Origin of the sequence: Novacetimonas maltaceti, assembly GCF_002906255.1 — a bacterium.
GTDB lineage: Bacteria > Pseudomonadota > Alphaproteobacteria > Acetobacterales > Acetobacteraceae > Novacetimonas > Novacetimonas maltaceti.
This window is the reverse complement of sequence record NZ_POTC01000045.1, coordinates 1-25472: the sequence shown is the minus strand read 5'-3', so window position 1 is coordinate 25472 and position 25472 is coordinate 1. Positions and strand designations below refer to the sequence as shown.

General features: G+C 57.8%; 25 protein-coding genes and 1 pseudogene. 8 read left to right on the top strand and 18 right to left on the bottom strand.

Annotated elements, in window-relative coordinates; all coding sequences use genetic code 11:
* Positions 1-103: 103 nt before the first annotated feature.
* Positions 104-760, bottom strand: a complete 657-nt coding sequence (locus tag KMAL_RS12985; RefSeq protein WP_110096104.1) for a peptidoglycan-binding domain-containing protein — start codon at positions 758-760, stop codon at positions 104-106.
* An 83-nt stretch (positions 761-843) separates the two neighbouring features.
* Positions 844-1746 carry a LysR family transcriptional regulator gene (locus KMAL_RS12980; protein ID WP_110096103.1) on the bottom strand — a complete coding sequence of 301 codons (903 nt, stop codon included), beginning with the start codon at positions 1744-1746 and terminating at the stop codon, positions 844-846.
* A gap of 101 nt (positions 1747-1847) precedes the next feature.
* On the opposite strand from KMAL_RS12980, the gene KMAL_RS12975 reads away from it, so the two are divergent.
* Positions 1848-2609 (top strand): SDR family NAD(P)-dependent oxidoreductase, encoded by a 762-nt coding sequence (locus KMAL_RS12975; RefSeq protein WP_110096102.1) that lies wholly within the window; start codon positions 1848-1850, stop codon positions 2607-2609.
* An 89-nt stretch (positions 2610-2698) separates the two neighbouring features.
* Here KMAL_RS12975 and KMAL_RS12970 read toward each other — a convergent pair whose 3' ends face one another.
* From KMAL_RS12970 to KMAL_RS12960, 3 genes are all read right to left on the bottom strand, one after another.
* Positions 2699-4861, bottom strand: coding sequence for a TonB-dependent receptor (locus KMAL_RS12970; RefSeq protein ID WP_110096101.1), 2163 nt, complete (start codon positions 4859-4861; stop codon positions 2699-2701).
* A 219-nt stretch (positions 4862-5080) separates the two neighbouring features.
* Positions 5081-6439, bottom strand: a complete 1359-nt coding sequence (locus KMAL_RS12965) for an MFS transporter (RefSeq protein WP_110096100.1) — start codon at positions 6437-6439, stop codon at positions 5081-5083.
* Positions 6440-6551: 112 nt separating this feature from the next.
* Positions 6552-7133, bottom strand: a complete 582-nt coding sequence (locus KMAL_RS12960) for a TetR/AcrR family transcriptional regulator (RefSeq protein ID WP_239020138.1) — start codon at positions 7131-7133, stop codon at positions 6552-6554.
* A 505-nt stretch (positions 7134-7638) separates the two neighbouring features.
* Between KMAL_RS12960 and KMAL_RS17445 the strand changes: the two genes are divergently transcribed.
* Positions 7639-7941, top strand: a complete 303-nt coding sequence (locus KMAL_RS17445; protein ID WP_146221244.1) for a hypothetical protein — start codon at positions 7639-7641, stop codon at positions 7939-7941.
* 418 nt (positions 7942-8359) lie between these two features.
* On the top strand, positions 8360-9490 hold the full coding sequence (locus tag KMAL_RS16965; RefSeq protein ID WP_146044221.1) for a helix-turn-helix transcriptional regulator: 1131 nt from the start codon (positions 8360-8362) through the stop codon (positions 9488-9490).
* Positions 9491-9803: 313 nt separating this feature from the next.
* Here the strand turns inward: KMAL_RS16965 and KMAL_RS12950 are convergent, their stop codons facing one another.
* On the bottom strand, positions 9804-10742 hold the full coding sequence (locus KMAL_RS12950; RefSeq protein WP_110096097.1) for an SDR family oxidoreductase: 939 nt from the start codon (positions 10740-10742) through the stop codon (positions 9804-9806).
* Between the two features lie 150 nt (positions 10743-10892).
* Between KMAL_RS12950 and KMAL_RS12945 the strand changes: the two genes are divergently transcribed.
* The gene (locus tag KMAL_RS12945) at positions 10893-11585 is read left to right on the top strand and encodes a type 1 glutamine amidotransferase domain-containing protein (protein ID WP_110096096.1); all 693 of its coding nucleotides are present in this window, start codon (positions 10893-10895) and stop codon (positions 11583-11585) included.
* On the opposite strand, the gene KMAL_RS12940 is transcribed toward KMAL_RS12945, so the two are convergent.
* A complete protein-coding gene (locus KMAL_RS12940; RefSeq protein WP_110096095.1) occupies positions 11582-12091 on the bottom strand; it encodes a MerR family transcriptional regulator in 510 nt (169 codons plus the stop codon). The genes KMAL_RS12945 and KMAL_RS12940 overlap by 4 nt on opposite strands.
* Positions 12092-12189: 98 nt before the next feature.
* Between KMAL_RS12940 and KMAL_RS12935 the strand changes: the two genes are divergently transcribed.
* On the top strand, positions 12190-13026 hold the full coding sequence (locus tag KMAL_RS12935; RefSeq protein ID WP_110096094.1) for an alpha/beta fold hydrolase: 837 nt from the start codon (positions 12190-12192) through the stop codon (positions 13024-13026).
* Positions 13027-13246: 220 nt separating this feature from the next.
* Here KMAL_RS12935 and KMAL_RS12930 read toward each other — a convergent pair whose 3' ends face one another.
* From KMAL_RS12930 to KMAL_RS12885, 10 genes are all read right to left on the bottom strand, one after another.
* Entirely contained in the window at positions 13247-14215 is a 969-nt protein-coding gene (locus KMAL_RS12930) for an SMP-30/gluconolactonase/LRE family protein (RefSeq protein WP_110096093.1), read from the bottom strand.
* Entirely contained in the window at positions 14212-15501 is a 1290-nt protein-coding gene (locus tag KMAL_RS12925) for an MFS transporter (protein ID WP_239020137.1), read from the bottom strand. Before KMAL_RS12925 ends, KMAL_RS12930 begins: the two co-directional genes overlap by 4 nt.
* 122 nt (positions 15502-15623) lie before the next feature.
* Entirely contained in the window at positions 15624-16772 is a 1149-nt protein-coding gene (gene dgoD / locus KMAL_RS12920; RefSeq protein ID WP_110096091.1) for a galactonate dehydratase, read from the bottom strand.
* A gap of 26 nt (positions 16773-16798) precedes the next feature.
* A complete protein-coding gene (locus KMAL_RS12915) occupies positions 16799-17434 on the bottom strand; it encodes a 2-dehydro-3-deoxy-6-phosphogalactonate aldolase (RefSeq protein ID WP_110096090.1) in 636 nt (211 codons plus the stop codon).
* Entirely contained in the window at positions 17431-18396 is a 966-nt protein-coding gene (locus KMAL_RS12910) for a 2-dehydro-3-deoxygalactonokinase (RefSeq protein ID WP_110096089.1), read from the bottom strand. Before KMAL_RS12910 ends, KMAL_RS12915 begins: the two co-directional genes overlap by 4 nt.
* Positions 18386-19159: an IclR family transcriptional regulator gene (locus tag KMAL_RS12905; RefSeq protein ID WP_110096088.1), complete on the bottom strand. Its 774-nt coding sequence runs from the start codon at positions 19157-19159 to the stop codon at positions 18386-18388. Before KMAL_RS12905 ends, KMAL_RS12910 begins: the two co-directional genes overlap by 11 nt.
* Positions 19160-19722: 563 nt before the next feature.
* The gene (gene bdcA, locus KMAL_RS12900) at positions 19723-20436 is read right to left on the bottom strand and encodes an SDR family oxidoreductase (RefSeq protein ID WP_110096087.1); all 714 of its coding nucleotides are present in this window, start codon (positions 20434-20436) and stop codon (positions 19723-19725) included.
* Complete coding sequence (locus KMAL_RS12895) at positions 20433-20885, bottom strand: SRPBCC family protein (RefSeq protein WP_110096086.1); 453 nt, start codon at positions 20883-20885, stop codon at positions 20433-20435. The genes bdcA and KMAL_RS12895 overlap by 4 nt, the downstream gene beginning before the upstream one ends.
* 31 nt (positions 20886-20916) lie before the next feature.
* Positions 20917-21678: an SDR family NAD(P)-dependent oxidoreductase gene (locus KMAL_RS12890; RefSeq protein ID WP_110096085.1), complete on the bottom strand. Its 762-nt coding sequence runs from the start codon at positions 21676-21678 to the stop codon at positions 20917-20919.
* A 158-nt stretch (positions 21679-21836) separates the two neighbouring features.
* Positions 21837-22475 (bottom strand): TetR/AcrR family transcriptional regulator, encoded by a 639-nt coding sequence (locus KMAL_RS12885; protein ID WP_110096084.1) that lies wholly within the window; start codon positions 22473-22475, stop codon positions 21837-21839.
* Between the two features lie 105 nt (positions 22476-22580).
* Between KMAL_RS12885 and KMAL_RS12880 the strand changes: the two genes are divergently transcribed.
* From KMAL_RS12880 to KMAL_RS12870, 3 genes and pseudogenes are all read left to right on the top strand, one after another.
* On the top strand, positions 22581-23789 hold the full coding sequence (locus KMAL_RS12880; RefSeq protein ID WP_110096083.1) for an MFS transporter: 1209 nt from the start codon (positions 22581-22583) through the stop codon (positions 23787-23789).
* 180 nt (positions 23790-23969) lie between these two features.
* Positions 23970-24434 carry a nuclear transport factor 2 family protein gene (locus tag KMAL_RS12875; RefSeq protein WP_110096082.1) on the top strand — a complete coding sequence of 155 codons (465 nt, stop codon included), beginning with the start codon at positions 23970-23972 and terminating at the stop codon, positions 24432-24434.
* Positions 24435-24521: 87 nt separating this feature from the next.
* A pseudogene (locus KMAL_RS12870) lies at positions 24522-25225 on the top strand (IS701 family transposase); the annotation flags it as partial.
* Positions 25226-25311: 86 nt separating this feature from the next.
* Here KMAL_RS12870 and KMAL_RS12865 read toward each other — a convergent pair.
* The coding region (locus KMAL_RS12865) for an ATP-binding protein (protein WP_180999832.1) at positions 25312-25472 on the bottom strand (161 nt) is incomplete at its 5' end.

Sequence of the window (25472 nt, the reverse complement as noted above, 5' to 3'; positions counted from 1 at the left end):
GCGAGAGACAACTCCCAATCTGCTCAAAACGCAGACTGGACGCCATCGCAAAAACCGTCAATCAAATCGCCAAAACCCAGAAATTACCGGCCAAGCACATCAATCAAGGGTTCTTCGATCCCTCCACATTTACATTTTCCTTTCCCTGATCTGGATGTTCGCTGACCGTATCAACCGGAAGAAGGACCTGTGCATCGGCATCGGACAGGAAACCATTTACGACCGGTCGCCCCGTCACCCTCTGCCATGTCTCAATTGCGTTTCTGGTTGTCTCCCCATACACCCCATCCACTTTTGTCGATGGCGGCAGATATCCCAGCTCTATCAACTTTCCCTGCAGGGCCAGATGTTCATCGATGGGACGGCTTGCTTCCTCCAGGGCCGCACCAGAAAGACGACGCCTGTATTTTTCCGTTATTGCATCTATATGGGACATATAACAGTCAGGATCGGCGGATGGCGGCTGTTGAGGGCCTGTTACGCTGATGCACTGCTTCAGCGTCCCCTCGTCCGTCACCGCTTCATTCCGGAGCGCTCTCCAGCCAGCCTGCCCGACAAGCTGCCGCAGCGCGTAATAGGTCTGGTCAAACATAAGTTCATGCTTGGTTGCCTCGCTGTTTTCACACAACATGGTTGCCAGACTGTCCGCGGAATGATCAACGGCACAATTGAAATCCGGCCTGTATTGTTGGCCGTATGCTGCCCCTGACATGAACAGAAATGCTGAAAATAATATAAACCGCTGCAAAACCGTCTCCATTACAAATATGATTTCTTATATTATTACAATACGTCGCACGGCAACCTACCTGCGCCTATCGCCTTTGCGTCTGCACAGGGCATTCATCGGCATTGTGGATGAAGGCGCGGGCCAATAATTTCCACCAGCCAGTCCACGAAGACCCGCACACGTGGAGACAACTGCCTGTTACTTGGATAAAGCACAGAGACCGGCGTTGGCGTGGGTGGGAAATCAGGGAGGACTTCAATCAGCGTGCCATTCGCCAGGTCATCCTCAAAGCCATAGCGCGGCACCTGCACGAGGCCAAAGCCGAGCCTAGCCGCTTCGGCATAGGTATCAACGCCGCCGACCAGCAGGCGTGCGGGAAGCGAGACCTCGATCACCTCATCTCCGCGCACGAACTCCAGCGGTAGGGGGTGGCCGGTGCGTGAGGATACGAAGCCGATCATCTGATGTCCGTCGAGATCTTCAGGTGAGGCTGGCATTCCGTGCCGCGCCAGATAGGCTGGGCTGGCGACCGTCACCTCTTCCATGACGCCCAGCGGCCGGGCGATCATGTCGCTATCCGGCAGGCTTCCGGTCCGGACCACGCAATCCACGCCTTCACGAACCAGATCGACAAACCGCTCGCCCTCGCCAACATGAACGGTTAGCGCCGGGTGGCGCGCAAGGAAGTCCGGCAGCGCCGGCAGCAGGATCATGCGCGCCAGACGCCCGATTACGTCAGCGCGCAACAGGCCAGCCACAGCCCCACTCGCACCACGATCGGCATCTTCAAGGTCCGCCAGGATCGCCACGCACCGGCGATAGTAAGCCGCACCCTCCTCGGTTGGCCGGACGTGGCGGGTCGAGCGGTGCAGCAGCCGCGTACCAAGCCTTTGCTCCAGCGCCTTGATCGCGGCGGTCGCAACCGGTCGGGAAACGCCGCAATCAGCCGCTGCCGCAGTAAAACTGCCACGGTCAACGATGCGGACGAAGAGGTCGAGTGTCGCAAGCCTGTCCATGGGATTATTCCATGACGCAAAACAATGCTGGCGGAAAGAGCTGTCTTATCGAACGGACGATGGTGTGACCAAGATCCGTCCCTCACCAGAGGGAGATACCCATGCCTGAAACGAACACCATCGCCATCGTCACCGGCGGCAGCCGTGGACTGGGCCGCGCAACCGTTGAGGCCCTCGCCCGACGCGGCGTCTCGTCGATTTTCACCTACCACACCAACAGAACCGCTGCAGACAACGTGATCGACAACGTCCAGCGCAACGGGGCACGCGCGGTGGCCCTGCAACTCGACACCGGCGACACGCATGCCTTTCCTGCCTTTGCCGACGAAACCCGGCGCGTGCTGGGCGAATGGAGCGCGGAGCGTTTCAATTATCTGGTCAACATGGCTGGCACGTCCCATAGCGGGCTGTTTGGGGAAGTGACCGAAGAGGATTTCGACGCCGCATATCGCGTACACGCCAAGGGGCCGTTCTTCCTGACGCAGACGCTGCTGCCGCTGATCGCAGATGGAGGCCGGATCGTGAACATCTCATCCGGCCTGACGCGCTTTTCCTATCCCGGCTGGATTGCCTATGCCGCCATGAAAGGGGCGGTGGAAGTGATGACGCGCTACATGGCCAAGGAACTCGGTCCCCGCCGCATTGCCGTCAATACGGTGGCGCCAGGCGCGATCCAGACGGATTTCTCGGGCGGTATGGTGCGGGACAATCCGGACGTCGCCCGTCACATCGCGGAAGCAACCGCGCTGGGCCGTCCCGGATTACCGGAGGATATCGGCCCGATGATCGCCTCGCTCCTGTCCGAGGACAATCGCTGGGTCAACGCGCAGCGGATCGAAGTCTCCGGCGGCCAGGCGATCTGAACGCCCGTTTTTTACGGCATGCTTACGATGTGCTTCCGGTGCTCCATGAAGGGCCGGAAGCACCGATACATTACCAAAGATTCCTGATCCTAAAAGGCGGCGGTAAAACGTACCCCATAAGTCGCGGGCGCGGTCAGGACATCGATCCCGTCGGTCAGCGCATAATCCACGACGCGGTTGTTGAAGGCATTGTTGGCAAAAACGACAAGCTGGTTCTTCTTCCACGCCATCCCCAGTGTCAGGTCGAGACGATCCAGCGAATGCCATGGAACATTGGTGATATCCAGCACTCCGCCTGCCTCATGATGCCAGTTGACATTGAACAGCAGGTTATAAGTGGATGTAATCGGATACGCCATTTCGGACCGTATGTTTGTTGTCCATGTGCGCGTATCAGGCAGGAGCTGTCTGGCAATGTCGCTGCCATATGACTGGCCGCCGGCCATGCGGGCATGCAGCCAGCCGACATTGCCCGATAGTGACCACCAGCGGGTCAGCACAAACTGGGTCGCCAGTTCCGCGCCGTATGTATCGGCGCTGCCGACATTGGCAAGGTAATAGAAACTGAACGCGGCAGGCGCGCGTGGATCGGCCTCGTCCAGCAGCAGGTGCTTCTGCGTCATGTAAAACAGGCTGGCATTGACGCCCAGACGCCCGCCCAGCCATTGCGTGCGGCCACCCAGTTCATAATTGGTCGCCGTTTCCTCCCCATACGGTATCAGGGCGGGGGTTGTTGTGGTCGTGCTGAAACCACCCGCGCGGAAGCCGTTGCTGTACAGGGCATAAAGGTTGATGTTGTGGAAGGGATGGTAATTCAGTTCGACGCTGGGACTCCAGTTGCCATAACCTGCCGTGTCATTGAGCGACATGTCCGGATAGACATTGCCGAACAGGGCGGCAATGGCCCGCCCACTGGCATTCACGGGATTATTGTACTGCCGGTAGGACAGGGTTTTCCGGTCGCGCGTATAGCGTGCTGTCGCCGTCAGGCTGAGGGACGGGGTGATATGGAACGTGGACGACACAAACCCGGACCATGACTGCGTCCCGATCCCCGATCCCGGCCCCGGGGCATATTCGCTGATGGCCTGCACGCCGGTATCGGGAAATCCGCCGCCGGGAATGGCGGAACATGTCGGATCATCCTGCAACGCACCACAGGCAATGTTGCCCCACCTCCCCTGCAGAAGACTCAGATCGATTTTTGTATTGTATATCTGCTGGAATGAGAAATATTCGTGGAAATAGGATGCCCCCGCCATAAAGGTCAGGCGTCGGTCCTGCCGTGAAGACCAGAGCAGTTCAGTATAATAATTGCGTGTATTTTCATGGCGGACAAACCGGTTCTGCAATGTCAGGGGATAGGATGACGCCGACAGGTCCGTGCGGTCACCATCCTCCCCGGCGTCAAGATGATAATCCCGATAGGCGGACAGCCACTGGAACGTGCCCCAGTGCGATCTGTATGTCAGGTCCTGCGAAAGGTAGAGTTGATGGTTGTGGGAACGGTCGGGGGTGTCACGATACACCACACCCGGTGTTTCGGCCGCGCTGCCCTGGATCAGGTTGGCAACGCCATCGGGTGCGTAACCGGCCAGGGACGGCCCATGAACATCCGCATATTCCGCCATCCATGTCAGGGACAGGCGGTCGCTGGGCGTCCATTTTGCCCCCAGTCGCAGGCCCTGCTGGCGATAACGGTCCTCATATTCATGTAATGTGGCGTTGTACAGCGAACCCCGCGGCTGGTCGATGTACCAACCCGTCAGGCGCAGTGCAAAATGACGCGACAGTGGTACATTGAGTGCGCCCTGCAATTCACCCCGCCCATAATTACCATAGGACCCGGTCAGGTATCCGCCGGTTTTCTGTTCCGGCGTCGCATATACCACATTGACCGCGCCGCCCACGGCGTCACGTCCGTACAGGCCCGTCTGCGGGCCAGGATTGACCTCCACCCGTGCGACATCCACCTGTGGGCCGAGATTGGTGCGCAGGCCGCCATCATAGATGCCATTGCGATACATGCCGAAATTGGGATCGGCATTGTTGTCCACCTGCCGGATGCCGCGGATATTGATATATGTATTGATATTCTGCGCATCAGTCGGCACCACGGCGTTCGGCACCATGTCCATGATGCTCTTCATATCGAGAATATCGAAATTATGCAGGGTCTGGCCACTGATGGCGGTCGTAGGCGCTGGCACGTCAGACAGTCGCTGCGTGGTGCGCCGGGCGGTGACTTCCATCTGTTCGGCCTGCGGCCTGCCCTGCGCCAGATGGGCGACCGGGAGTTTCCGGCTCTTTTTCTGGGGGGATTGGGCTGTCGCCCTGACAGGGCATAATACAAAATGTAACGTGATGAAAAAAAGCATGTATGCAGGCCATGGTATCCTGCGGGACTGTCGTTTCCTGTAACCATAAAAGGAAGATTCAGGTATCATTCTTTGACAGGCATACGGGTGATGTCAGCGTCCATGCAGGCGATGGCGGATCAGGGCATGTTCCCGCCGCCCGACAGGAAAACGAAAAATGATGACCGTCGCGATCAGTTGGGGAATGCTGCACAAAACGGTGTAGCATGACAGCAGGCCCGTCAGCGGCAGGCCGTGGTTTACCTGCCCGGCATGATAATGGACCCAGCCAAGGATGATGAACCCCGCGCCACTGCCTATGCCAAGGCTGGCCTTGGTCACCAGTGTATTGAGGGCATAAAGGGTGGCGGACCTGTTGGTCCACGTTTTCCAGATGTCATAATCCACGACATCGCCCAGTATGGCGGCGGGCGCGAAATTCGCAGGGGCGGACAGGGTCCCGCCCAATGCCGTCAGCAACAGGATGACGGGCAGGTTCTGCATCCCCGGATCCGGCAGGAGGGCAAGCGGCCGTGTCAAAACGGTCAGGACGATGCTGATGGCCCATATGTCATGGCGCTCCACCCAGTGCTCCAGGCGCACCCATACCGGAATGGCAAGAATGGTGGACAGGAAAAACACGATCATGACGAACGGAAAGGCACTGCCCACACGCAGGTAATCACTAAGAAAAAAGAACGTCGTGGATAACCATATGCCCTGCCCGACGCCCCACAGTCCGACAGCAAGCAGGTAAAGGACAAGAGGCCGGTTCCGTATCAGGGACTGCACAAGGCCGCGCAGGGCTGGCGCGGCGGTCCGTACGGACGATGTGTTGGGAATATACCGCAGGACGCAGAGGACAGCAGGCAGCATAAGGGCCGCATATAACCAGACAATGACGGAAAGCGTTCCCTGGGTGAATCCCGTCGTACCGTAAAACCGGAACAGGATGACAGGAACCAGCCAGAAAATCAGGCTGCCCGCAATGGTAAACAGGCCAACCGTTGCGTTGATGCGTGTACGCACGGATGGACGCGAACCAAGTTCCGCCCCCCATGCGCTACGGGGAATCTCGAACAGGGAATATCCCAGATACAGCGCAAATGCCCATATTCCGTAATACAGGACTGTCGTATGTGGGGATGGCTGGAAAAGGAAATACAGCGCAATGCAGCACAGGACAGCACTGGCCACGCCCCATATGCCACGTCCACCGGACCTGGCACTCCACCTGTCAGACATGAGACCGATGGCCGGATCCACCAGTGCGTCAATGACCCTGCATGCCGATGTCACCGTGCCGATCTGCAACAGGGTAACGGCCGTATGGCTGGCATAGAAAGCAGGTATGAAAATGTTCATCGGCAGTATGATGAAGGCCGCCGGCAGCGCAGGAAAGGCGAAGAGCCATGTTTTCCATCGTGTCAGTTCCGGTCGGGCATCGGGAGCATTGGGAAGAACCGAAACCATGGCAGCAGACTCTTCCCCCTTCCTGAAACGGCTGGACTTTATATGAATAATGTTCGCATTCAGGGGCGAGAGCCTATCACCTCTCATCCGGTGGGGAAAGGGAAGCCCGGACTCAGGTTTCTGTTCCCAGCACCTTGGGCAGGTCCCCCTTGATGAAGGCATCGATAATGCCATTCAGGAACTGGGCAATGCGTTCGCGCGAGTTGTCGAATTGGGCAAACGGGCCATCGACGGCATTGGCCACGAACAGGTTCGACAGGCCGCACAGCATGGCATACAGGCCATAACCGATCTGCACCCGGCTTCCCAGCGCCGCCATGTCGTTGGGACCGAAATTGTCACTGATGGTGAAGACCTTATAGCCGTATATCAGCTCCATAAGATCCTCAAACGCGGCGCCTGCGGTCTGCCGGTAGCGAGGGTGGGTATAGGCGTCGGGTATGTAACCGAACATCAACCGGTAGAGCTGCGGGTGGGTGCGCGCAAAATCCACGAAATAGAAAACGGTCCGCTTCAGCGCCTCCGTCCGGTTGGCGGATGTGCGACTGATATGGGCTGCCTGCTCGCGGAACACTTCAAAATAGTCCGCGGCGATTTCCAGCAGCAGGTCGTTCAGGCTGTCATAATGGTTGTAAAAATTTGCCGGCGCGACCCTGACTTCCCGCGCCAGACGACGTACTGAAAGATCTTCCAACCGTTCGGTTTCCAGTATCCTGACGGTGGTGATTCGTAAGTCTTCAGCGACGTTTCCTTTATGGTAGGCTCTTGAAATGGGACGTCATCCTTGTGGGCATGGTGCGGATTTGACAGGCAAATCCATATGATGGGGGCGGAGGGATAATCAATATGATCCGAAGCGGTTCATTGCCGTCATGCCTGAAAAATAAGAGCATACCTGACATGTGTGATCTTGTCCGGAAAAATCTGGCATTGCCTATTTTGTTCCCATCACGCTGATGGCTTCAGTGCACAATGCCGGTTTTTAGGGCGAATCCGCCGGCCAGCCAAGGGACATCAGCAACACCCCATACCCTTGCACTGTGGATTGGATCAGGACTCCATATAACTCGCTGTGAATGCAGGCGCCAGATATATCCCTGCCCCCTATGTCAGGTCATGTAACAGAATCATCACCATCCAGCGGCTGTTACCCGATCCGCACTGGCGCCCCCTCCCCCGCCAAGGAGGTGGAACATACCATGGCCCACACAGTCTCAAGCAATGCCGCTGAAGAGATGCAGAATGCCAACACGGCAGGACCGGGATGTTCCACCGGGAGGCAACCTGACACACCAGACCTGACTGCCATTCAACTGAGGTTCCATACGCTTATATGGTTTTTTATTCCTGATACATCATCAATTATTTGGATCACAATAAAACTGCCGCCAGCATCTGGAAATGCCACCCAGCAGGACGAAGCCCTTAAATTAACAATGTTCATATTTATCAGGTGCAGAGCCAGGCATCTTACTGAAAGGCATGATTATTCAGACCCATGAGGAGCGTTGACCAGACCAACCTTGCAGAAATTCACGCGGGCCAGAATGAACACTGTTCATTTATACATACCCAACCCCCATGCCTTGAAAAACGCGAACGCGCTTCGTCCACATACCCGCAGAATCCCGGTTTCATTCCGTATGGTACGGCGATACATAGCTATGACGATGGGCAGAACAGGGGTCATGACAGCGCTTCCCATTGCGAGGAAGCGCCTTTCCATTGGCACGGTCACGCAGTTTGTGATGCTGAACAAAGCCATGCCGGACGTCCTTCGGATCCGCAAAATGCGGATATACCCTGACCCTCCCATATGGGAGGGGTGATTGGATGCGGAAAAGTAGATAATATATACACTGATCACATTTGGGGAATGCCCTCCCCGGATATATCCGCTTTTTGATAGGTAATATGCATATGCTTCAGAAAGTAAATTCCATTATCGAACTCATATATGAATCAGCCCTTGGAAATTACGATTGGAAAGATACCCTTCAAAAAAGCGCAAAGCTTATCGATGTCGCCGCGATTGTCGTCGTGCCTTTCGATCCAAATCTGAAAGACATGCTGCTAACGTCCCTCAACAAACCCGAACATGACGCATCATCCCATGATTATTATCACGGGCCAGACCCATATTATAAAATAGATCCATACAATATATCGTTCAAATACAAGAAAAACATCGTTGGAGATTTCCCTGACATTGATTTGCTAAGCGAGGAAAAATTAAATAAATCTGCGTTTTATAACGAGTTCCTGAGAAAATATGGCTGGGGTCGTGTAAATGTTTTTGTTGATCAAGACGTTTTCTCATCCGGAATAAAAATCTCCACCCAGAGGTACAACAGACAGAGAAGAGAAACAGACGACGAAAACTACATACGAAACGTAATTTCCAGACATATATGCAATTCATTACGTTTTTCGAGCATCTATGAGTCCCTTATAATTAAAAATACATACAAAAATCATGATGACATGAATTTGGGCATCGCCATCCTCAACAGGAGAGGAAAAGTCCTTATGATGAATCCCATATTCAAGTCCCTGATTGGCAATGCAATGACTTATGAAGGTGGTGAGCTGTCTTCCACCAATCAGAAAAACAAGCAACAGATAACAACAATCCTGAACAAGGTCAGCCATCTGCAGGAGGCTCTCCAGTCCCCGGAATTTGCTGTCATCAGCGGCATGGATGGACGGAAAATCCTGCTGAAGGCGACGAAGGTCCCCGTTACGGAACGCAATGATCCATTACTGAAAAATAACGACTTTATCGTTCTGCTGGCAAAAAATCTGGAACCTTCCCTGCCCGACATCTCCGAGATCATGCAGGCACTGGGTCTTACAAGATCGGAAGCGCGCCTCGCCAGCGTTGTCGGAGTGGGGCATCCGCCGCGTCAGGCTGCGAAAATCATCGGCATATCGGAACAGTATGCCAGAACCATGCTCAAGGAGATATTTTACAAACTGAACGTGAACAGCCAGAGCCAGTTGGCGGCCCTGATCGGGAATATCTCGTCCTTCGGGCAATTTTCCGGTTGAGCAGGCATCAGGATCCGGCACCATCTTGCTTCCGGAAACAGCCCCTTTCATCCATATGGCAGACCCCACCTGATGCCCGTTCCCTTTTCGCCCCATCGCGCGCTCAGTGACAGGGCCCCAGCCCGGTCAAGACCACCAGCATCTCGCAGAGCATCAAGATCGACTATGTGGTTTTTACACCGGACCTGCTGCACGCCCATTCGACGCAGCTTTTCAACTGGATCATTGAAAGCAGGCTGAAGGTCCACACCGGCGCACCTACCCGCTGGCCGATGCCGCCCGCGCGCGTGCCGACATGGAAAGCCGGGATCATTCAGGCTTGTCCGCCTTTCCACTCATTCCTGATCAGTTCCAGACCCTCCTCATAGGTCGTCACGGGAAACTCAGGAAAATGACGTTTGAATTTGCTTGAGTCGAAGAGATTGTCCTGCTCATATCGGGGCAACAACTCCCTGATCTCCCGCACCTTTTTTGAGAAAATGCCTGCGATGATCAGCGGCCATTTTCCAATGACCGAATAAGAAGGCGCTTGTCCGAAAATCCTGCTCGCCATGGTGACAAATGTCTTGTAGGTCGGCCGATCGTCACAACACGGCAGATGCCAGGTCTGTCCGAAAGCACCCGGTGTATTGCCCAGCGTTGCCAGCGCACGGCTTGCATCCGGCGTCCAGATGAGGGTCCGGCGTGTGTCGTCACGGACAGGAACCAGAGGCCTTTTACCTGCTTTCAGCCTGTCAATGATCAGGGCATTGGTGAAGCTCTGTGTTTTCCCCGGACCATAGAATTCCGGAGCGCGGGCGATCAGCACGGGAATGTCTCCGCGTGCCATTTCCTGCAGCACCATGGTGGCCATTGCCGCGCGCACCCGCCCTTTCCGGCCAACCGGCGCAAAGCGTGTTTCCTCCGTCTGGATCTGGCTGTTCTGCGGATACATGTAGGTATTGTCGAAATAGGCAAAGCTGGCCCCCGCCATCCGGCAGGCCTGCAGGGCATTCCTCAGCATGACGGGAAACTGTTCTTCCCAGAGTTTGCTGTCAGGGGGCAGGCCGGCCGTAAAGTAGACGATCGTGCTGCCTTTCACTGCCTGTATCGTCTGCCCTGCATCCAGCAGGTTCGCCGCCATGAGCGTATCGTCTTCGTTGACCTTGCGAGGATTGCGGCTCACAAGCCGCAACTCCCCCGTATGATGCTGATGCAATGTCCGCGCCAGTTCCGTGGCGATCTGACCATTCGCGCCCAGTATTGTCTGCATGTGAGGCTGCCTCCATGATGTCACGTAGGTTTGCCCTTACACCGTTAACCTTGAAGTCAGATTTAATGTCAAACCACTGATTGACCTTCAACCGGGCTTGAACGTTACAGGACGGTGATCAGAAACGCTGCCGCATGGGAGGGGCCAGCCATGAACCGTCATATCCTTCACGTTGTCACCAACACCGCTCATTTCGGTAATTCCACGCAGCAGACCGGATTATGGCTGTCGGAACTGACGCATGCGTGGGACGTGTTTGCCGCCAGCGGTTATGAACAACGCATCGTCAGCCCAAAAGGCGGCAGGGTTCCGCTTGATCCACGTGCATTGAAATGGCCGATGCGCGATGCCTCCGCCAGGGCCTGGCTGGCCGATCCGGCAAAAATGGCCCTGCTGTCTTCAACCCCCTCCCCCGCGGACATCAATCCGGGCGATTACGATGCGATCTACTTTACCGGCGGTCATGGCGTGATGTGGGATTTTCCGGACAATGAGGACCTTCAGGCAATCTCCCGCGCACTATGGGAAAAGGGCAGCGTGGTCTCCGCTGTCTGTCATGGATATTGCGGGTTGCTGAACACCCGGCTTGCAGACGGTTCCTTTCTGGTCCGCGGTCGGAAAATCACCGGATTTTCATGGACCGAGGAGAGACTGGCGGGTGTCGCGCGCGAAATCCCCTTTAACGCGGAGGCACAGATGAAGGCACGGGGCGCGATCTATGAAAAGGCGCTGCTTCCGTTCATGTCCCATGTCGTGACGGATGGGAAACTGGTGACAGGACAGAACCCCTTTTCCGCCAGGGCGACGGCAAGGAAAGTCATGGCGCTTCTGGATAGGGCTTAACGGGAGGCCGTCTTTTTACCGCGGCCGGGGCTTACCGACTGCCGGCGGTCCGTCGCATCCAGAAGGCGGATATCGTCCGACGTGACGTCGAGGGCTTCGGGATGTTCCGCAAGCATGTTCGTCAGGACACGATGCGCATTGGCCGCACAGTCCATGTCGTCGGGGCGCGCCTGAATATCCTCGATCAGGCGGAGCAGATGCGCCCTGCTCTGGGTCAGGCGCACCTGCAGCGCTTCGATATCCGCAATCTTGCGTGTCAGGGCATCCATCAATGTAGCATGATCCCAGTGCTTCAGGTCAGAGGGCAGCAGGGTGCGGATTTCATCCAGTGTAAACCCGGCCCGCTGCGCCGTTGTGACAAGACCCAGGATCATCACGGCCTGCTGCGGATAGGTCCGGTATCCGTTGGGCCGACGATCAACCGTTTTCAGCAGTCCAATGCGCTCATAGAACCGGATCCTCGACGGTGTAAGGCCACTTAGCCGTGCCAGTTCTCCAATTTTCATGATTTATCCCCGGTCATGAACGCATGCTTGACCTTTAAGCTACCTTCAACGTTAGGCTCTGACCAGTATCCCGTTATTGATCGGCAAGGAGGCGTATCATGTCATTCGTCACGACATCTGACGGCGTGGAGATTTTCTACAAGGACTGGGGACCGAAGGATGCCCGGCCGATTGTCTTCCATCATGGCTGGCCGCTCAGCGCCGATGACTGGGATGCGCAGATGCTGTTTTTCCTGAGCAAGGGATTTCGCGTGATCGCGCATGACCGTCGCGGTCATGGTCGCTCGACACAGGTGAGCGACGGGCACGACATGGATCATTACGCGGCGGATACATCGGCCGTTGTCGAACATCTCGACCTGAAAAACGCCATCCATGTCGGACATTCGACCGGCGGGGGCCAGGTTGCCCGCTATGTCGCGAAATATGGTCAGCCTCAGGGGCGTGTTGCCAAGGCCGTGCTCATCAGTTCCGTGCCGCCCCTGATGGTTCAGACGGACCGCAGCCCTGATGGCGCACCGATCGCCGTCCTGAACGGACTGCGTGCGGGGCTTGCGGCCAATCGCGCGCAGTTCTTTCTCGATGTAGCGAGCGGGCCGTTCTATGGCTTCAACCGCCCGGGCGCAGAAGTTTCGGAAGGCACGATCCGCAACTGGTGGCGTCAGGGCATGATGGGCAGCGCCAGGGCGCACTATGAAGGCATCAAAGCATTCTCCGAAACGGATCAGACAGACGACCTGAAGGCCATCACCGTGCCGGTGCTTGTGCTGCAGGGGGATGATGATCAGGTCGTGCCCTACAAGAATGCGGCGGTCCTTCAGGACAGGCTGCTCCGGGACAGCACGCTGCAAATCTATCCCGGTTATCCGCACGGCATGCACACGACACATGCAGACGTCATCAATGCAGATATCCTGGCGTTCATCACCAGATGACGATCGCGCCCCGACGGTGTGATTTTTCAAGGTCGGTGAAAGAGATTTCATCTCTTCACCTGCCTACGAATTCGTCAGTTCGGTTTCCGGTTGTGGAATCATCAGTTGGTAACTGAAGGAAGATCCGGCAAACCCGGGGCAGTGCACGCCCGGTCGCCCCGATTGAACCGGAGCAGGGTATGGAATGTATCCCCCCGCATCCCTTCACGCATAACGGGAATCACAAATGTCCCTGCACCGTTACGTACAGTGCATAAAGCCCGTGTGATGCCGCCATGAACAGCCGGTTACGGCGCCTGCCGCCAAAACACAGATTGGCGCATCGTTCGGGTAAAGGAATATGGGCGCGGGCCCTGCCAGAAGGGCCAAACACCATCACACCATTCAGATCCGAAGCCCCACCCCACCCGCACCACAGATTGCCATCCGTATCGCAACGCAGGCCGTCCGCACGGGCATTGGGGGCCGGTTCTATCAATAGGTGACGGGAGGTAAGGCGTGTCCGCCCGGCATTCAGTTCGCAGGCCCATATGGCATTGGGCATGCTGCCACTGTCAATGACGTAAAGAATGTCTCCTGCGGGGGAAAAGCACAACCCGTTGGGATTGATGAATTCCGTGCTGACCTGCTGGAGCCCGCCATCGGTCTCCAGACGATAAAGTGCCGTCGGCAGTTCCTGCGAGCCGGTCCCACCGCCTTCATAGGCGCTGAGCAGGCCGTAATCCGGATCGGTAAACCAGATCGCACCATCCGGGGCCACAACAACATCATTGGGCGAGTTGAGGCGCTTTCCATCAAACCGGCTGGCCAGAACGGTAAGCGTGCCATCATATTCCGTGCGGGTGACCTGTCTGCTTTCATGCTCACAGGTGATCAGGCGCCCGGCCCGGTCACGCGTATTCCCATTGGCATGGCGTGAAGGCGCACGGAACAGGGATGTGCGCCGTGTTTCCTCCGACCAGCGCAGGATGCGGTCGTTGGGGATGTCACTCCACAGCAGGTAGCGCCCATCACCGAACCAGACGGGCCCCTCGCCCCATTCCGTGCCACGCGCCAGACATTCCACATCGCTATGGGCCAGCAGACAGGACGCAAAGGATGGATCAAGACAGACGGGGTCATAATCCGGCCGGGGCAGATAGACAGGTTCCCGGGCATCGCTGATGCCCAGCGCAAAGGAAGGAATCATGGGACGATGCTTTCCTCTCCTTCCATATGTCTTCCGGGCAGTATTGGCGGCTGGTAGAAAATGACCGCCGCCACCATGAACGTGCCGATGACGACCGAACTTTCAATGGCCTGCGGCAGGCCCCACTGACCGCCCAGCCACGGCACGACAAAACCGCAGACACCCTGGCCCAGCGCCGCTACGGCGTAACTGCACCCCATGCCCAGGGAACGGTTGGCCGAGGGGAAACGCTGCGAAAGATAATGCGGCACAAGGGCAAAAACACTGTTGCCGAACAACCCCATGACCAGCGCGGCCCCGGCCAGCACCCACATGGAAGTCGCGGAAATGAAGGGCCAGATATCCATGATCGTGATCAGGAAATATGTGACGAATACCGTCCGTTCACCCATGCGCGCAGCCAGCAGACCACAGAGCGGTTTGCCAACCAGTGAACCCAGGCAGTAGCAGCCCAGCAGGGGAAAGACCTCTGCCGGGGTCAGGTTCTGTACCTTGCGCAGCAGGGTCGGGTAAAAACTGTATATCGCGGCATTCTGGAACTGGAGCACCGCCATGAACAGCAGGGCCTGTATTGCGGCGCCATCCAGCCTGAAGCCCATGCGCGGGCGTATTGCCGCTGGTACGGGCGGCATGGAGCGCAGGCGCAGCCAGACCGGACTTTCAGCAACATCACGGCGGATGAAGATGGCCAGGATGGCCGGAATGACACCAATCAGGAACATGGCCCGCCACCCCCAGTAGGGCAGGACCACAGCCTGCACGGCAGCGGCGGCGAAGAAACCACATTCATACCCTGCCATCATGATTGACGAGGCCAGAGAGCGTGCCCGTGGCGGCACGCTTTCCATAAGCAGCGAGGCAGAGGCGGTCCATTCCCCCCCGAACCCGATGCCAAACAGGAACTGCACGACCAGCATGCCCAGATAGGACCATACCAGTGCCGTAAAACCGGAAAATGCTGCAAACCACAGCACGCCGATCATGAATGTAAGCTTGCGGCCGTACCGGTCGGACAGCCAGCCCCAACTGGTATTGCCCAGAATGCGCCCGACACTCTGGGCCGTAATGACCAGCCCCATGGCCGTCAGCCCCACGCCGAGGCTCTTGCCAATATCGGGCAGGCACAAAAGCAGGGCAACCTGATCGAAGGCATCGAGAAACCAGCCCAGAAATGCCGCAAGGGTTACCCGCCAGTAAGGGCGCAGCAGCATGAGGGGGCTGAGGCTATCATCATCATCCGGCATTGCCGCAAGACCGGACATGGAGAGGGTGCGTTGATCCGACACGTCTTGTTCTCCTGCATGCCCATTAAGGTACATGCGCTATGTTATTCTGTCTTGTTTATGGGAATGGCAGACCTTTTTACGGACAGGACAGGAAACGGGGGCATTCTGTACGTGCGATGGTCTTACCACTCCGCTACCGAACCATCTGCATGGCGCCAGACGGGATTGCGCCAGCGATGGCCTTCCGCGGCTTTTTCCCTGACGTAATCCTCGTTGATCTCAATTCCCAATCCGGGCCCGTCGGGAATGGCCACGGTGCCATCAACGTAGGAAAAGACCGATGGATCATTCACATAATCCAGCAGGTCATTACTTTTATTGTAATGGATGCCCAGGCTCTGTTCCTGAATGAAGGCATTGTAGCACAGCGCATCAAGCTGCAGGTTGGCCGCCAGCGCAATCGGCCCCAGCGGGCAGTGCAGTGCCACCGCCACATCATAGGCTTCCGCCATGGCGGCGATCTTGCGTGTTTCGGTAATGCCGCCAGAATGGGACGGATCGGGCTGTATGATATCTACACAGCCCTGTTCGAGTATTTTCTTGAAATCCCACCGTGAGAACAGCCGCTCTCCCAAGGCGATTGGCGCGGAACAATGAGCCGTTATTTCAGGAAGGGCATCAAAATTCTCGCTTAATACCGGCTCTTCTATGAACATGAGGTCGAAAGGCTGCAGTTCACGTGCCAGCACCTTGGCCATGGGTTTGTGGACCCGGCCATGAAAATCCACCCCGATGCCGATATAGGGTCCCACCGCGTCCCGGATGGCAGCAACACGGGCAATGGCGGCATCGACCTTTTCATGGCTGTCGATGAACTGCATTTCCTCCGTGCCGTTCATTTTTACAGCCGTAAAGCCCCGGGCAACCACATCCCGTGCGGCACGGGCCGTATCGGCAGGGCGGTCGCCGCCAATCCATGAATACACCCGGATACGGTCACGACATCTGCCACCCAGCAACTGCCATACCGGCATGCCGAAAGCCTTGCCCTTTATATCCCACAGCGCCTGGTCAATACCGGCAATCGCGCTCATGTGGATGGCGCCACCGCGATAGAAACCGGCGCGGTACATGACATTCCAGTGGTCCTCGATCATGAAGGGGTCCTTGCCGACCAGGTAATCGGACAGTTCTTCCACCATGGCGGCAACGGTTGCGGCGCGGCCTTCCACTACCGGCTCCCCCCAACCGGCAATTCCCTCATCCGTTTCGATCTTGAGGAACAGCCAGCGCGGCGGGACCATGTACGTATGCAATGCCGTGATTTTCATTGTTGTTTCCCGTTATTATTTTTACTTCAAACGGTATGCAGGTTCTGGGGAAGCGCCTTCATGAAGCGTCCCGCCGCATGGCCGACATCCCGGGCCGAATAACCGGTACGGTACAATGCCGAACCCAGACCAAATCCCGCCGCCCCTGCCTCCAGATAGGACTGCATGTTTTCAGGCACGATGCCGCCAACCGGAATAAAGCGGGTGCGGGGCGGAAATACGCTTTTCCAGGCACGCAGGGCTTTCGTGCCCAGTTGTTCAGCAGGAAACAGCTTCAGGGCATCAGCTCCCGCATTGAGTGCTGCGAACCCCTCCGTCGGGGTTGCAACACCGGGAGCACAGATCATGCCGCGCTTTCTGGCTTCGGCAATGACCGCCAGATCGGCATGGGGCATGACAACCAGCTGGCCCCCATGGCGTGCCACGTCGCCCACCGCCTGTGGGGACGTAACGGTGCCAGCCCCCACCAGCACCCGGTCGCCGAACGTGTCCTGCAACAGGGCAATACTCTGATAGGGTGCGGGTGAATTGAGGGGGACTTCGATGATGGTAAAGCCGGTGTCAACCAGCACACGGCCAATGTCCAGCACCTCATGCGGCTGGATGCCGCGCAGGATGGCGATAAGCGGGCAGCGGGCAAATGCCGTATCGAAGCAGGTCATGCGACAGCTCCTTTCTGGTCATGGACATGGGAGGGGGGCAGATCCAGCAGATGCGCGGCCTGCGCCAGCCGGAACAGGCCAGCAGGCGCGGTATTTCCTGCAACCGGCGGCGCATGATGACCCAGCGCCGTAAACGCCAGTTGATAGCGCTGGCACAGCGCCTGCTCCCCCACCAGTACGGGCGCGGCCTGTGATGCGATATCCATTGCCGTCATGCCGGCCTGGATTTCCTCCCCGATCAGCAGACCGGACAGGTAGTCGGCGGCGTACGCCCGCTCCAGCCTGTTGCGCAGGACAACAGTGCGGGCCGAAAACAGACGACCGGCAAGGGGAATGCCAGACAGGGCGGTCCGGACGCCCATGACAAAAGCCTCGTCACGCTGGCTGGCATCAGGCGGTGCCGTTGCTGACAGGCGACCAAGAATGCTGTGCTGCATGAGAACCGCAAACAGCTCACCTGTCATGAAGGTATGAAATTCCGTAATGGTCCGCCCCTCCACCTGCGCCCACTTGGAATGTGTGCCGGGCAGGATAACCGTACGATGACCGCCGTTGCCGGTTTCCATCATCCCGATAATCTGTGTTTCCTCGCCACGCATTACATCGGGCAGGGGACCGTCCTTCAGCAAGCCTGGCACGATATGCAGCAGACCATGGACCGTGGGTTGCAGACCCAGCGCCCCAGCAAGCCGGGACAGGGTTGCAGGGCAGGAAAGATAGGGTACCTCCCTCCAGCCATTGATACTACCCACCATCCCGCAGGCCAGCATCGGCATAGGAGCGTCCAGCCGCCATTGTGCGTGAATATCCGACAGAACCTGCGTAAAACCGCCATCTGGCAGGTTGAGAATACCGTGCCGGGCATAATGTTCATGCATGATGGTGCCGCCTGCGTCCATCAGCCACGCACGCAGCGATGATGTGCCCCAGTCCAGTCCCAATAGCGCAGGATCATGCAACATCACGAACCTGCCCTTTCCAGCCCATTTGCCGCGAAATGGTTTCGGCCGCCTTCAGCACAAGGGGAGACAGTTCCTCCATGCGCGTGCGGGGCAGATAGGCCGTAGCACTGGCTACGCTGATTGCTGCGACAATGCGGCCCCGCCCGTTACGGAGGGCAGCCGCAACGCAATTGATGCCCATTTCATTGTCTTCAAGGTCGAATACGCACCCGCTGTCCCTGTAGGCGCGCATCCGTTCCAGCCATGGGCCCGGCGGTGCGCCTTTTGCGGCTGCATGTCGGTACAGGCGTCGCCATTCTGTTTTATCGTCATCCAGCAATAGCGCGCGCCCGATGCCCGTCAGCGCCAGGGGCATGCGCTGACCGATGCGTGAGCGCATTTCCAGTCCCCGCTGGCTGTTCACCTTGTCAAGATACAGGACCTCGTCCTCGACACGGATGCCAAGATGAATGGTATCGCGCGTCTTCGCACCCAGTTCACGCAGGATGGGGCGTGCCAGTACCGTCATGGGGTCATCTTCCTGCGCACGCTGCGCCAACTCCAGAAAACGCGGCCCCAGAGAAAAGGTATCGCCCGGCAACTGCCATAGCCACCGCCCCTGTACAAGGGCGGCCACCAGCCGCTGCGTGGTGCTGCGTGTATAACCGACATGGGCCACAAGGGCAGGCAGGGAACGATGACCTTCACTGACTGCCTGAAGCAGGCAAAGTCCGCGCCCAAGGGTTTGCGTGCCATCTGGCCAGACTCGATCTTTGGGAATCATTGACGTACACCGCCTTCTTTTTTGTTTTCAGAAGGCTAGAACACGTCGTTCGTGGAGTTCAATATATGAATACACTACCCACATTCTGGGTATATTTTCTTCACACATCACATATTTGGAAATACATAACTATTATAATTATCTTTTCATATTTACTTATGATTATGATAAAATTATTTGTTTTATGCCGTTCATCACATTGAAGTTAACCGCCACGTTGCACTCATGATGCCAGACGATCGTACCTTTTATCTCTGGAAAGGCCGAATACCGGGGAGAGAGCAGCTTCAGGAAGGCTTCGCATCCTGCGGCCCATCGGGCATGGCCATGGCATGGAAGCCTCCATCGCACGGTTCCAGACCACACTGGGCAGGTTTGAAGTCGGCCCCGGCATGCCACCTCCTAGAGCGCGTCCTCTGAACTATGAATCGTGTGGGGTGACACGGGGCATGGATTGTGATTCACCGTTTCCACTAATGGAGATAATGATAGCGCGAGCATTGAGTGACGATCTTCGGGTGCGCGTTCTGAAAGCCGGAGCAGCGGGCGGATCAGTCATTCCGTCAGGCTGCGAAGCCGCCATCGATGTTGTATGCAGCCCCCGTGATGATGCCAGCCTCTGGCCCGGCAAGATACGCGACCAGCCCCGCAATCTCCGCGCCCGTGGCATGGCGCTTGATCGCCATGAAGTCGTGCATGACGTCCTTCAGCGGCCCATCGGCGGGGTTCATGTCGGTATCGGTGGGGCCGGGCTGGACAACATTGACGGTGATGCCGCGTGCCCCGAAATCACGCGCCAGTCCCTTGACCATGCCTTTCAGTGCCGCCTTGCTGGCGCTGTAGGCGGCAAGGCCAGTCATCGGCATCCGGTCGGCATTGGCGGAGCCGATCAGGATGATGCGGCCGCCGTCGGGCATATTTCGTGCGGCGGCAACCGCCGCGTGATAAGGCGCGTGGGTATTGATACGGAAAAGCCGGTCGATGGCATCCGGCGGCATGTCCAGCGGGTCACCCGCGCCAAGAATTCCGGAATTGACGACCAGCACGTCCAGGGGGCCGAGCGAGTTGATCAGCGCGATGAGGGCATCCCGGTCGCCACTGTCAACGCGCAGGGCCCTGCTTCCGGTCTCGACCGCCAGGGCGTGAGCGTCGTCAGGGGAGGACAGATACGTGAAAACGACTTTCGCGCCATCCGTTGCGAAGCGACGCACGATGGCGGCGCCAATCCCGCGACTGCCGCCCAGCACGAGGACTGATTTTCCATCAAAGCTGGTCATGACCGTGTTTCCCTCAACGCCAGAATTTCTGCCAGCCTGTCGAAGGCTGGCTGGTAAATGTATATCGGCATCCGGGCCTCCATGCTGGCTGCGTGTTCGGCAGCCGCCTCAAACTGGCCGCGCCAGCGGATAAACGTGCGATCGCCATCCGTTATGGGCAGAAGCGTGATGCTCGAGCGGTAGTTCCGGATCGGCAGAGCCGATTCAAGGATCGAGAACGTCACTGCATGCTCCACGTCGGACAGCGCCAGAAGCTGTTCACGGATCACACCGACATCGCCCATTTCAACACGGCGGATTGCGCCGACACGGTCGCCGGGATCATCGCCTTCGATCACGCAGCTTTTCACGCCCGGCAACCAGTTTCCAAGGGCACCGAAATCACGGATCAGCCTCCATACGGACGAAACGGGTGCATTGAGGACACTGCTGACCATAACGTGGATCATACGGATACCCCCTGCCCTTTTCTGTGTGGGATCAAAGTGACTGGCCGCCCGTCACCTCGATGCGCTGGCCATTTACCCAGTGCATGTCGTCAGACAGGAGGGCACGGACCGCGGCCCCGATGTCGTCGGGCTGGCCGACGCGCCCCAGCGGCGTGATCTCTGCGAGGCTTTTGTTGACCGTGGCATCATCACGGACCAGACCACCGCCAAAGTCCGATGCCACCGCGCCGGGTGCGACCGCATTGACGGTAATGCCCCGCGCGCCCAGTTCCTTTGCCATATAGAGCGAGATGACTTCGGTCGCGGCTTTCATGGCCGCGTAGGGGCCATGATCCGGCAGGTAGAAGCGCGTCGCGGCAGAGGTGATGTTGAGAATACGCCCGCCATCACGGATCAGGGGCAGGAGTGCTACCGTCAGCAGGTACGGGCCCTTGAAGTGAATGTTGTACTGGTTGTCGAGCTGTTCGGACGTTGCGGCATCAAAGCGGGTGTGGATGATGTTGCCGGCGTTCTGGACAACATAATTCAGTCCCCCCTGCCCAAACTCGCTTGCAAGAAGGGCTTTGACCTGCCCTGCAAAATCCGTGAACGACGCATGGTTCGCGATGTCCAACTGCAGCATGCGCAGCTTTGCGTCCTTCTGGCTGAGGGCGGTTTCAGCAGCCTTCGCCTCGCCTTCATTGGTGTGATACGTGCCGATCACGTTGATGCCGGCGGCCGTCAGATGCCTGGCGATACTGTATCCGATGCCACGATTGGCACCCGTGACGAGGGCGGTTTTTGATGGGCTCATGATCGGATTCCCTGAAGAGGCATGGCGTCGGGTTCCGAAGACACCATTTCCATATCGACCGATCCATAATATGGGCACGAAGCGGGGTCAAGGATTTATGGACCGACCGATATGGAATTTTCGTGCCGGGCCGGGATCGTCTTGCCGTTGTCAGTCCGTCAGCTTTTTTTAGGTCGCTTTGCTGTTCCCCGTTTCACCGCGTTGATATCCCACAACGTCAGCAGCGACGTGACGGCCGCATCCAGAGTGTCCGAACGTATCCCGTCCCGGGCTTCGCATGTCATGCCGTGGAAAAAAGTCGTGAGAATATCGGGCAGGACATCTGTCGCCGGGGATGCATTCAGTTCACCATTGGCGATGGCGCGTTCCACGCAGGCCCTGATGCCGGTGCGTGTGCGCTGTCGTTCCGCCGCAAGAAGCGCCTGAACGGGTTCGTTTTCAGGTGAGCAGTTGCTGGCACCGCACACGACCAGGCACCCGGTCGGATGTGTGCGGGCAGACTGCATGCGCGCCGAACTGCGCAACGTCCGTTCGATGGCCTCGCGCGAGGGCAGGCTTTCATCCCATAACGGCGCCATAACCTGCCCGTATGTGGCCAGATAGCGCTGCACGACTTCGCGGAACAGGGCTTCCTTCGAACCGAACGCGGCATAGAAGCTCGCAGGCGAGATATTGCCCATGCAGGCCTTGAGTTGGTTCAGGGAGGTCGGCTCATACCCCTGCGCCCAGAAAAGCGCCGTGGCGGCGTCAATCGCCCTGTCGCGGTCAAACTCACGGGGACGCCCGGTCCGCGCCATGTCATCGTTCCTTCCGAAAGACTTCCATATTAAGTGATCCATAAGTGATTGCCAAGGTCACGGCGGCCATATATGTGTATCAAACGATCCATATATGAGCACCCCATGAACCCCACCATCACTGCGCCCACGCAAGAAACTGACGCACGCCTTCCGATTGCCGGCCTGCTCGCGCTGGCCATGACCGGTTTCATCTGCATCATGACCGAAACCCTGCCGGCAGGGTTGCTGCCCGAGATTGGCGCGGGTCTGCATATTTCCCCGGCGCTCGCCGGGCAGATGGTGACGGCCTATGCCATAGGCTCGCTGAGTGCGGCGATCCCGCTCACACTCGTCACGCAGCGATGGCGGCGCAGGCGGGTCCTCCTGCTGGCGATCATAGGCTTCGTGGTGTTCAATTCCATCACCGCGTTTTCGACGCATTACGGCGCGACCCTTGTGGCCCGGTACGGAGCGGGGGCGGCGGCGGGTCTCGCCTGGGCGTTGCTGGCAGGCTATGCGCGCCGGATGGTGACGCGCGCCCAGCAGGGCCGTGCCCTGGCGATTGCCATGGTGGGCACACCAATCGCGCTCTCGCTGGGTGTTCCCGCCGGGACATGGCTGGGCGCTGCCGTTGGCTGGCGGCTGGCTTTCTGGATCATGTCGGGCCTGACCCTGCTGCTGATCGTATGGGTTCTGGCGAAGGTTCCTGATTTTCCGGGTGCCGCGCATGACGAACGTCTGCCGTTCCGGCATGTTCTGTACATGCCGGGCGTGCGGTCTGTCCTCGGTGTCGTGATGGCGTGGATGCTCGCGCACAATGTTCTCTATACCTACATCGTGCCGTTCGTGACGCCGGCCGGGCTGGCGGGACAGGCAGATCGCATCCTGCTGCTGTTCGGGGTCGCGGCCCTTGTCGGCATCTGGCTGACCAGCCGCACGGTCGATCACGCCCTGCGCCTGTCCGTCCTGCTCAGCCTTGCCATATTCGCGGTCGTGGCGGGGGCTTTCGCCATCGGATCAACGTCGCCTGCGGTGATCATGATTGGGGTGCCGGTATGGGGGCTGACATTCGGTGGGGCCGCGACGTTGCTCCAGACCGCGCTCGCCGATGCGGCTGGCGATGGCGCGGATGCCGCGCTGTCGATGAATGTGGTGGCGTGGAACAGCGCCATAGCTGGCGGGGGCCTTCTGGGCGGCGCGCTGCTCGACACATGGGGGGCGGCATCATTTCCCTGGGCGGTGATGGGGCTTGTCGCTGTCGGTTTCCTGATCGCATGGCAGGCCCGGCCCCACGGATTCCCGTCCGGTCATCGGCTCGGGCATGGGAGCTAAGGATGCGGCGGGGATGTCACAGGCATCTTCTACCCTGTGCAGGGCTATCGTATTCACCATCACTTTTAGCCCTGCTCAACTATGCGTCCTGAAACGAGGAATGACAGTCATTTCGTCAGTGTCGTAAAGGAAACACAATGCTGCGGTAACCATGACTGCTACATCACACGGAGCTTATCCATGTCACGACCGCCATTACCGCCTTTCGATATCGAGAGTGCTACACGCAAGGTCCGGCTTGCTGAAGATGCCTGGAACTCCCGGAACCCGGAACAGGTGGCGCAGGCCTATACAATGGATAGCCAGTGGCGCAACCGGGTGGAATTCATCCATGGGCGCGATGAGATCGTGGCCTTCCTGACACGCAAATGGAACGCGGAGCACGAATACCGCCTGATCAAGGAACTCTGGGGTTTCCGCAATAACCGCATGGCTGTCCGTTTTGCCTATGAATGGCATGATGATGCAGGTCGATGGTTCCGGTCTTACGGCAATGAACTGTGGGAATTCGATACTGCCGGGCTCATGCGCCGCCGGGTCGCATCGATCAATGACCTGCCGATAGAAGCCGGAGACCGACTGTTCCATTGGCCTGCGGGAAGACGCCCCGACGATCATCCGGGGCTGTCCAATCTTGGACTTTAGCACTACTTTGGCAGAAAATTTGGAACAAGGATTCCCAACAGGTGCAATCGGTGATTCATGGAAGACCAGTTGTAGTGGGAGCTGGCGATGAACACCGACTGGCGATCGGATCTGGAAGTATGGCTTGCGCCATTTCTGGCGGCCCTGGGTCACAAAGCGCAGCGGGCGATGTGTCCGGCTTATATTGCAGGCCTGATCGGACCTGGTGACCGCAAGAGCGTGCAGCCCATGGCTACACGCAATGGCGATATCCCTTCTGACCGGCTGCATCATTTCGTCAGTACCGGTGTGTGGGACAGTGCACCACTTGAGGCTGCCCTGTGGCGTCATGCTGACCACCTGGTGGGCGGCGAGCGTTCATGGCTGATCATCGATGATACCTCCCTTCCCAAAAAGGGAGAACATTCTGTTGGCGTGGCGCCCCAATATGCTTTGACCCTGGGCAAGAAAGCGAATTGTCAGACACTGGTGTCCGTGACACTGGCTTCGCGTGAAGTGCCGCTGATGCTGTCACTCCGTCTGTTCCTGCCCGATATCTGGACAGCAGATCCGACACGCCTGAAGCGGGCTGGTGTTCCACTGGAACATCAGGGCTCCAGGACCAAACCGGAGATGGCGATCGAAGAGATTGATCGCCTCTGTGCCGCAGGTGTCCGTTTTGGCTGTGTTCTTGCGGATGCCGGTTTAGCCTGTCCGCCCCGTTCCGTCAGGCCCTGAGTGCGCGGGGCCTGCGCTGGGCAGTCGGGATACCACGTCATCAGAAAGTCTATTCCACCGATGTGGAGCTGGTGTGTTGATTTTCACTGAGAACTGACCTGGGTTTTTCATCAGGAATTGACCCAGCCATCTGCTATTTCAGGCATAGTCGGGCGGGCGGTCAAGAAGAGGATCTGTCCTTTCTGTTTTTTGAGGCGGCGGTGCTGGCGCGGAACCTGTAGCTGTCATTTCCTGTCTCGAGGATATGACAGTGATGGGTCAGCCGATCCAGGAGCGCCGTTGTCATCTTCGGGTCACCAAAGACGTCTCCCCATTCACTGA

Coding starts and splice junctions, on each gene's coding strand:
- KMAL_RS12985 (WP_110096104.1), bottom strand. CDS start 760: ATGGAGACGGTTTTGCAGCGGTTTATATTATTTTCAGCATTTCTGTTC.
- KMAL_RS12980 (WP_110096103.1), bottom strand. CDS start 1,746: ATGGACAGGCTTGCGACACTCGACCTCTTCGTCCGCATCGTTGACCGT.
- KMAL_RS12975 (WP_110096102.1), top strand. CDS start 1,848: ATGCCTGAAACGAACACCATCGCCATCGTCACCGGCGGCAGCCGTGGA.
- KMAL_RS12970 (WP_110096101.1), bottom strand. CDS start 4,861: ATGGAAGTCACCGCCCGGCGCACCACGCAGCGACTGTCTGACGTGCCA.
- KMAL_RS12965 (WP_110096100.1), bottom strand. CDS start 6,439: ATGGTTTCGGTTCTTCCCAATGCTCCCGATGCCCGACCGGAACTGACA.
- KMAL_RS17445 (WP_146221244.1), top strand. CDS start 7,639: ATGGCCCACACAGTCTCAAGCAATGCCGCTGAAGAGATGCAGAATGCC.
- KMAL_RS16965 (WP_146044221.1), top strand. CDS start 8,360: ATGCTTCAGAAAGTAAATTCCATTATCGAACTCATATATGAATCAGCC.
- KMAL_RS12950 (WP_110096097.1), bottom strand. CDS start 10,742: ATGCAGACAATACTGGGCGCGAATGGTCAGATCGCCACGGAACTGGCG.
- KMAL_RS12945 (WP_110096096.1), top strand. CDS start 10,893: ATGAACCGTCATATCCTTCACGTTGTCACCAACACCGCTCATTTCGGT.
- KMAL_RS12940 (WP_110096095.1), bottom strand. CDS start 12,091: ATGAAAATTGGAGAACTGGCACGGCTAAGTGGCCTTACACCGTCGAGG.
- KMAL_RS12935 (WP_110096094.1), top strand. CDS start 12,190: ATGTCATTCGTCACGACATCTGACGGCGTGGAGATTTTCTACAAGGAC.
- KMAL_RS12930 (WP_110096093.1), bottom strand. CDS start 14,215: ATGATTCCTTCCTTTGCGCTGGGCATCAGCGATGCCCGGGAACCTGTC.
- dgoD (WP_110096091.1), bottom strand. CDS start 16,772: ATGAAAATCACGGCATTGCATACGTACATGGTCCCGCCGCGCTGGCTG.
- KMAL_RS12915 (WP_110096090.1), bottom strand. CDS start 17,434: ATGACCTGCTTCGATACGGCATTTGCCCGCTGCCCGCTTATCGCCATC.
- KMAL_RS12910 (WP_110096089.1), bottom strand. CDS start 18,396: ATGTTGCATGATCCTGCGCTATTGGGACTGGACTGGGGCACATCATCG.
- KMAL_RS12905 (WP_110096088.1), bottom strand. CDS start 19,159: ATGATTCCCAAAGATCGAGTCTGGCCAGATGGCACGCAAACCCTTGGG.
- bdcA (WP_110096087.1), bottom strand. CDS start 20,436: ATGACCAGCTTTGATGGAAAATCAGTCCTCGTGCTGGGCGGCAGTCGC.
- KMAL_RS12895 (WP_110096086.1), bottom strand. CDS start 20,885: ATGATCCACGTTATGGTCAGCAGTGTCCTCAATGCACCCGTTTCGTCC.
- KMAL_RS12890 (WP_110096085.1), bottom strand. CDS start 21,678: ATGAGCCCATCAAAAACCGCCCTCGTCACGGGTGCCAATCGTGGCATC.
- KMAL_RS12885 (WP_110096084.1), bottom strand. CDS start 22,475: ATGGCGCGGACCGGGCGTCCCCGTGAGTTTGACCGCGACAGGGCGATT.
- KMAL_RS12880 (WP_110096083.1), top strand. CDS start 22,581: ATGAACCCCACCATCACTGCGCCCACGCAAGAAACTGACGCACGCCTT.
- KMAL_RS12875 (WP_110096082.1), top strand. CDS start 23,970: ATGTCACGACCGCCATTACCGCCTTTCGATATCGAGAGTGCTACACGC.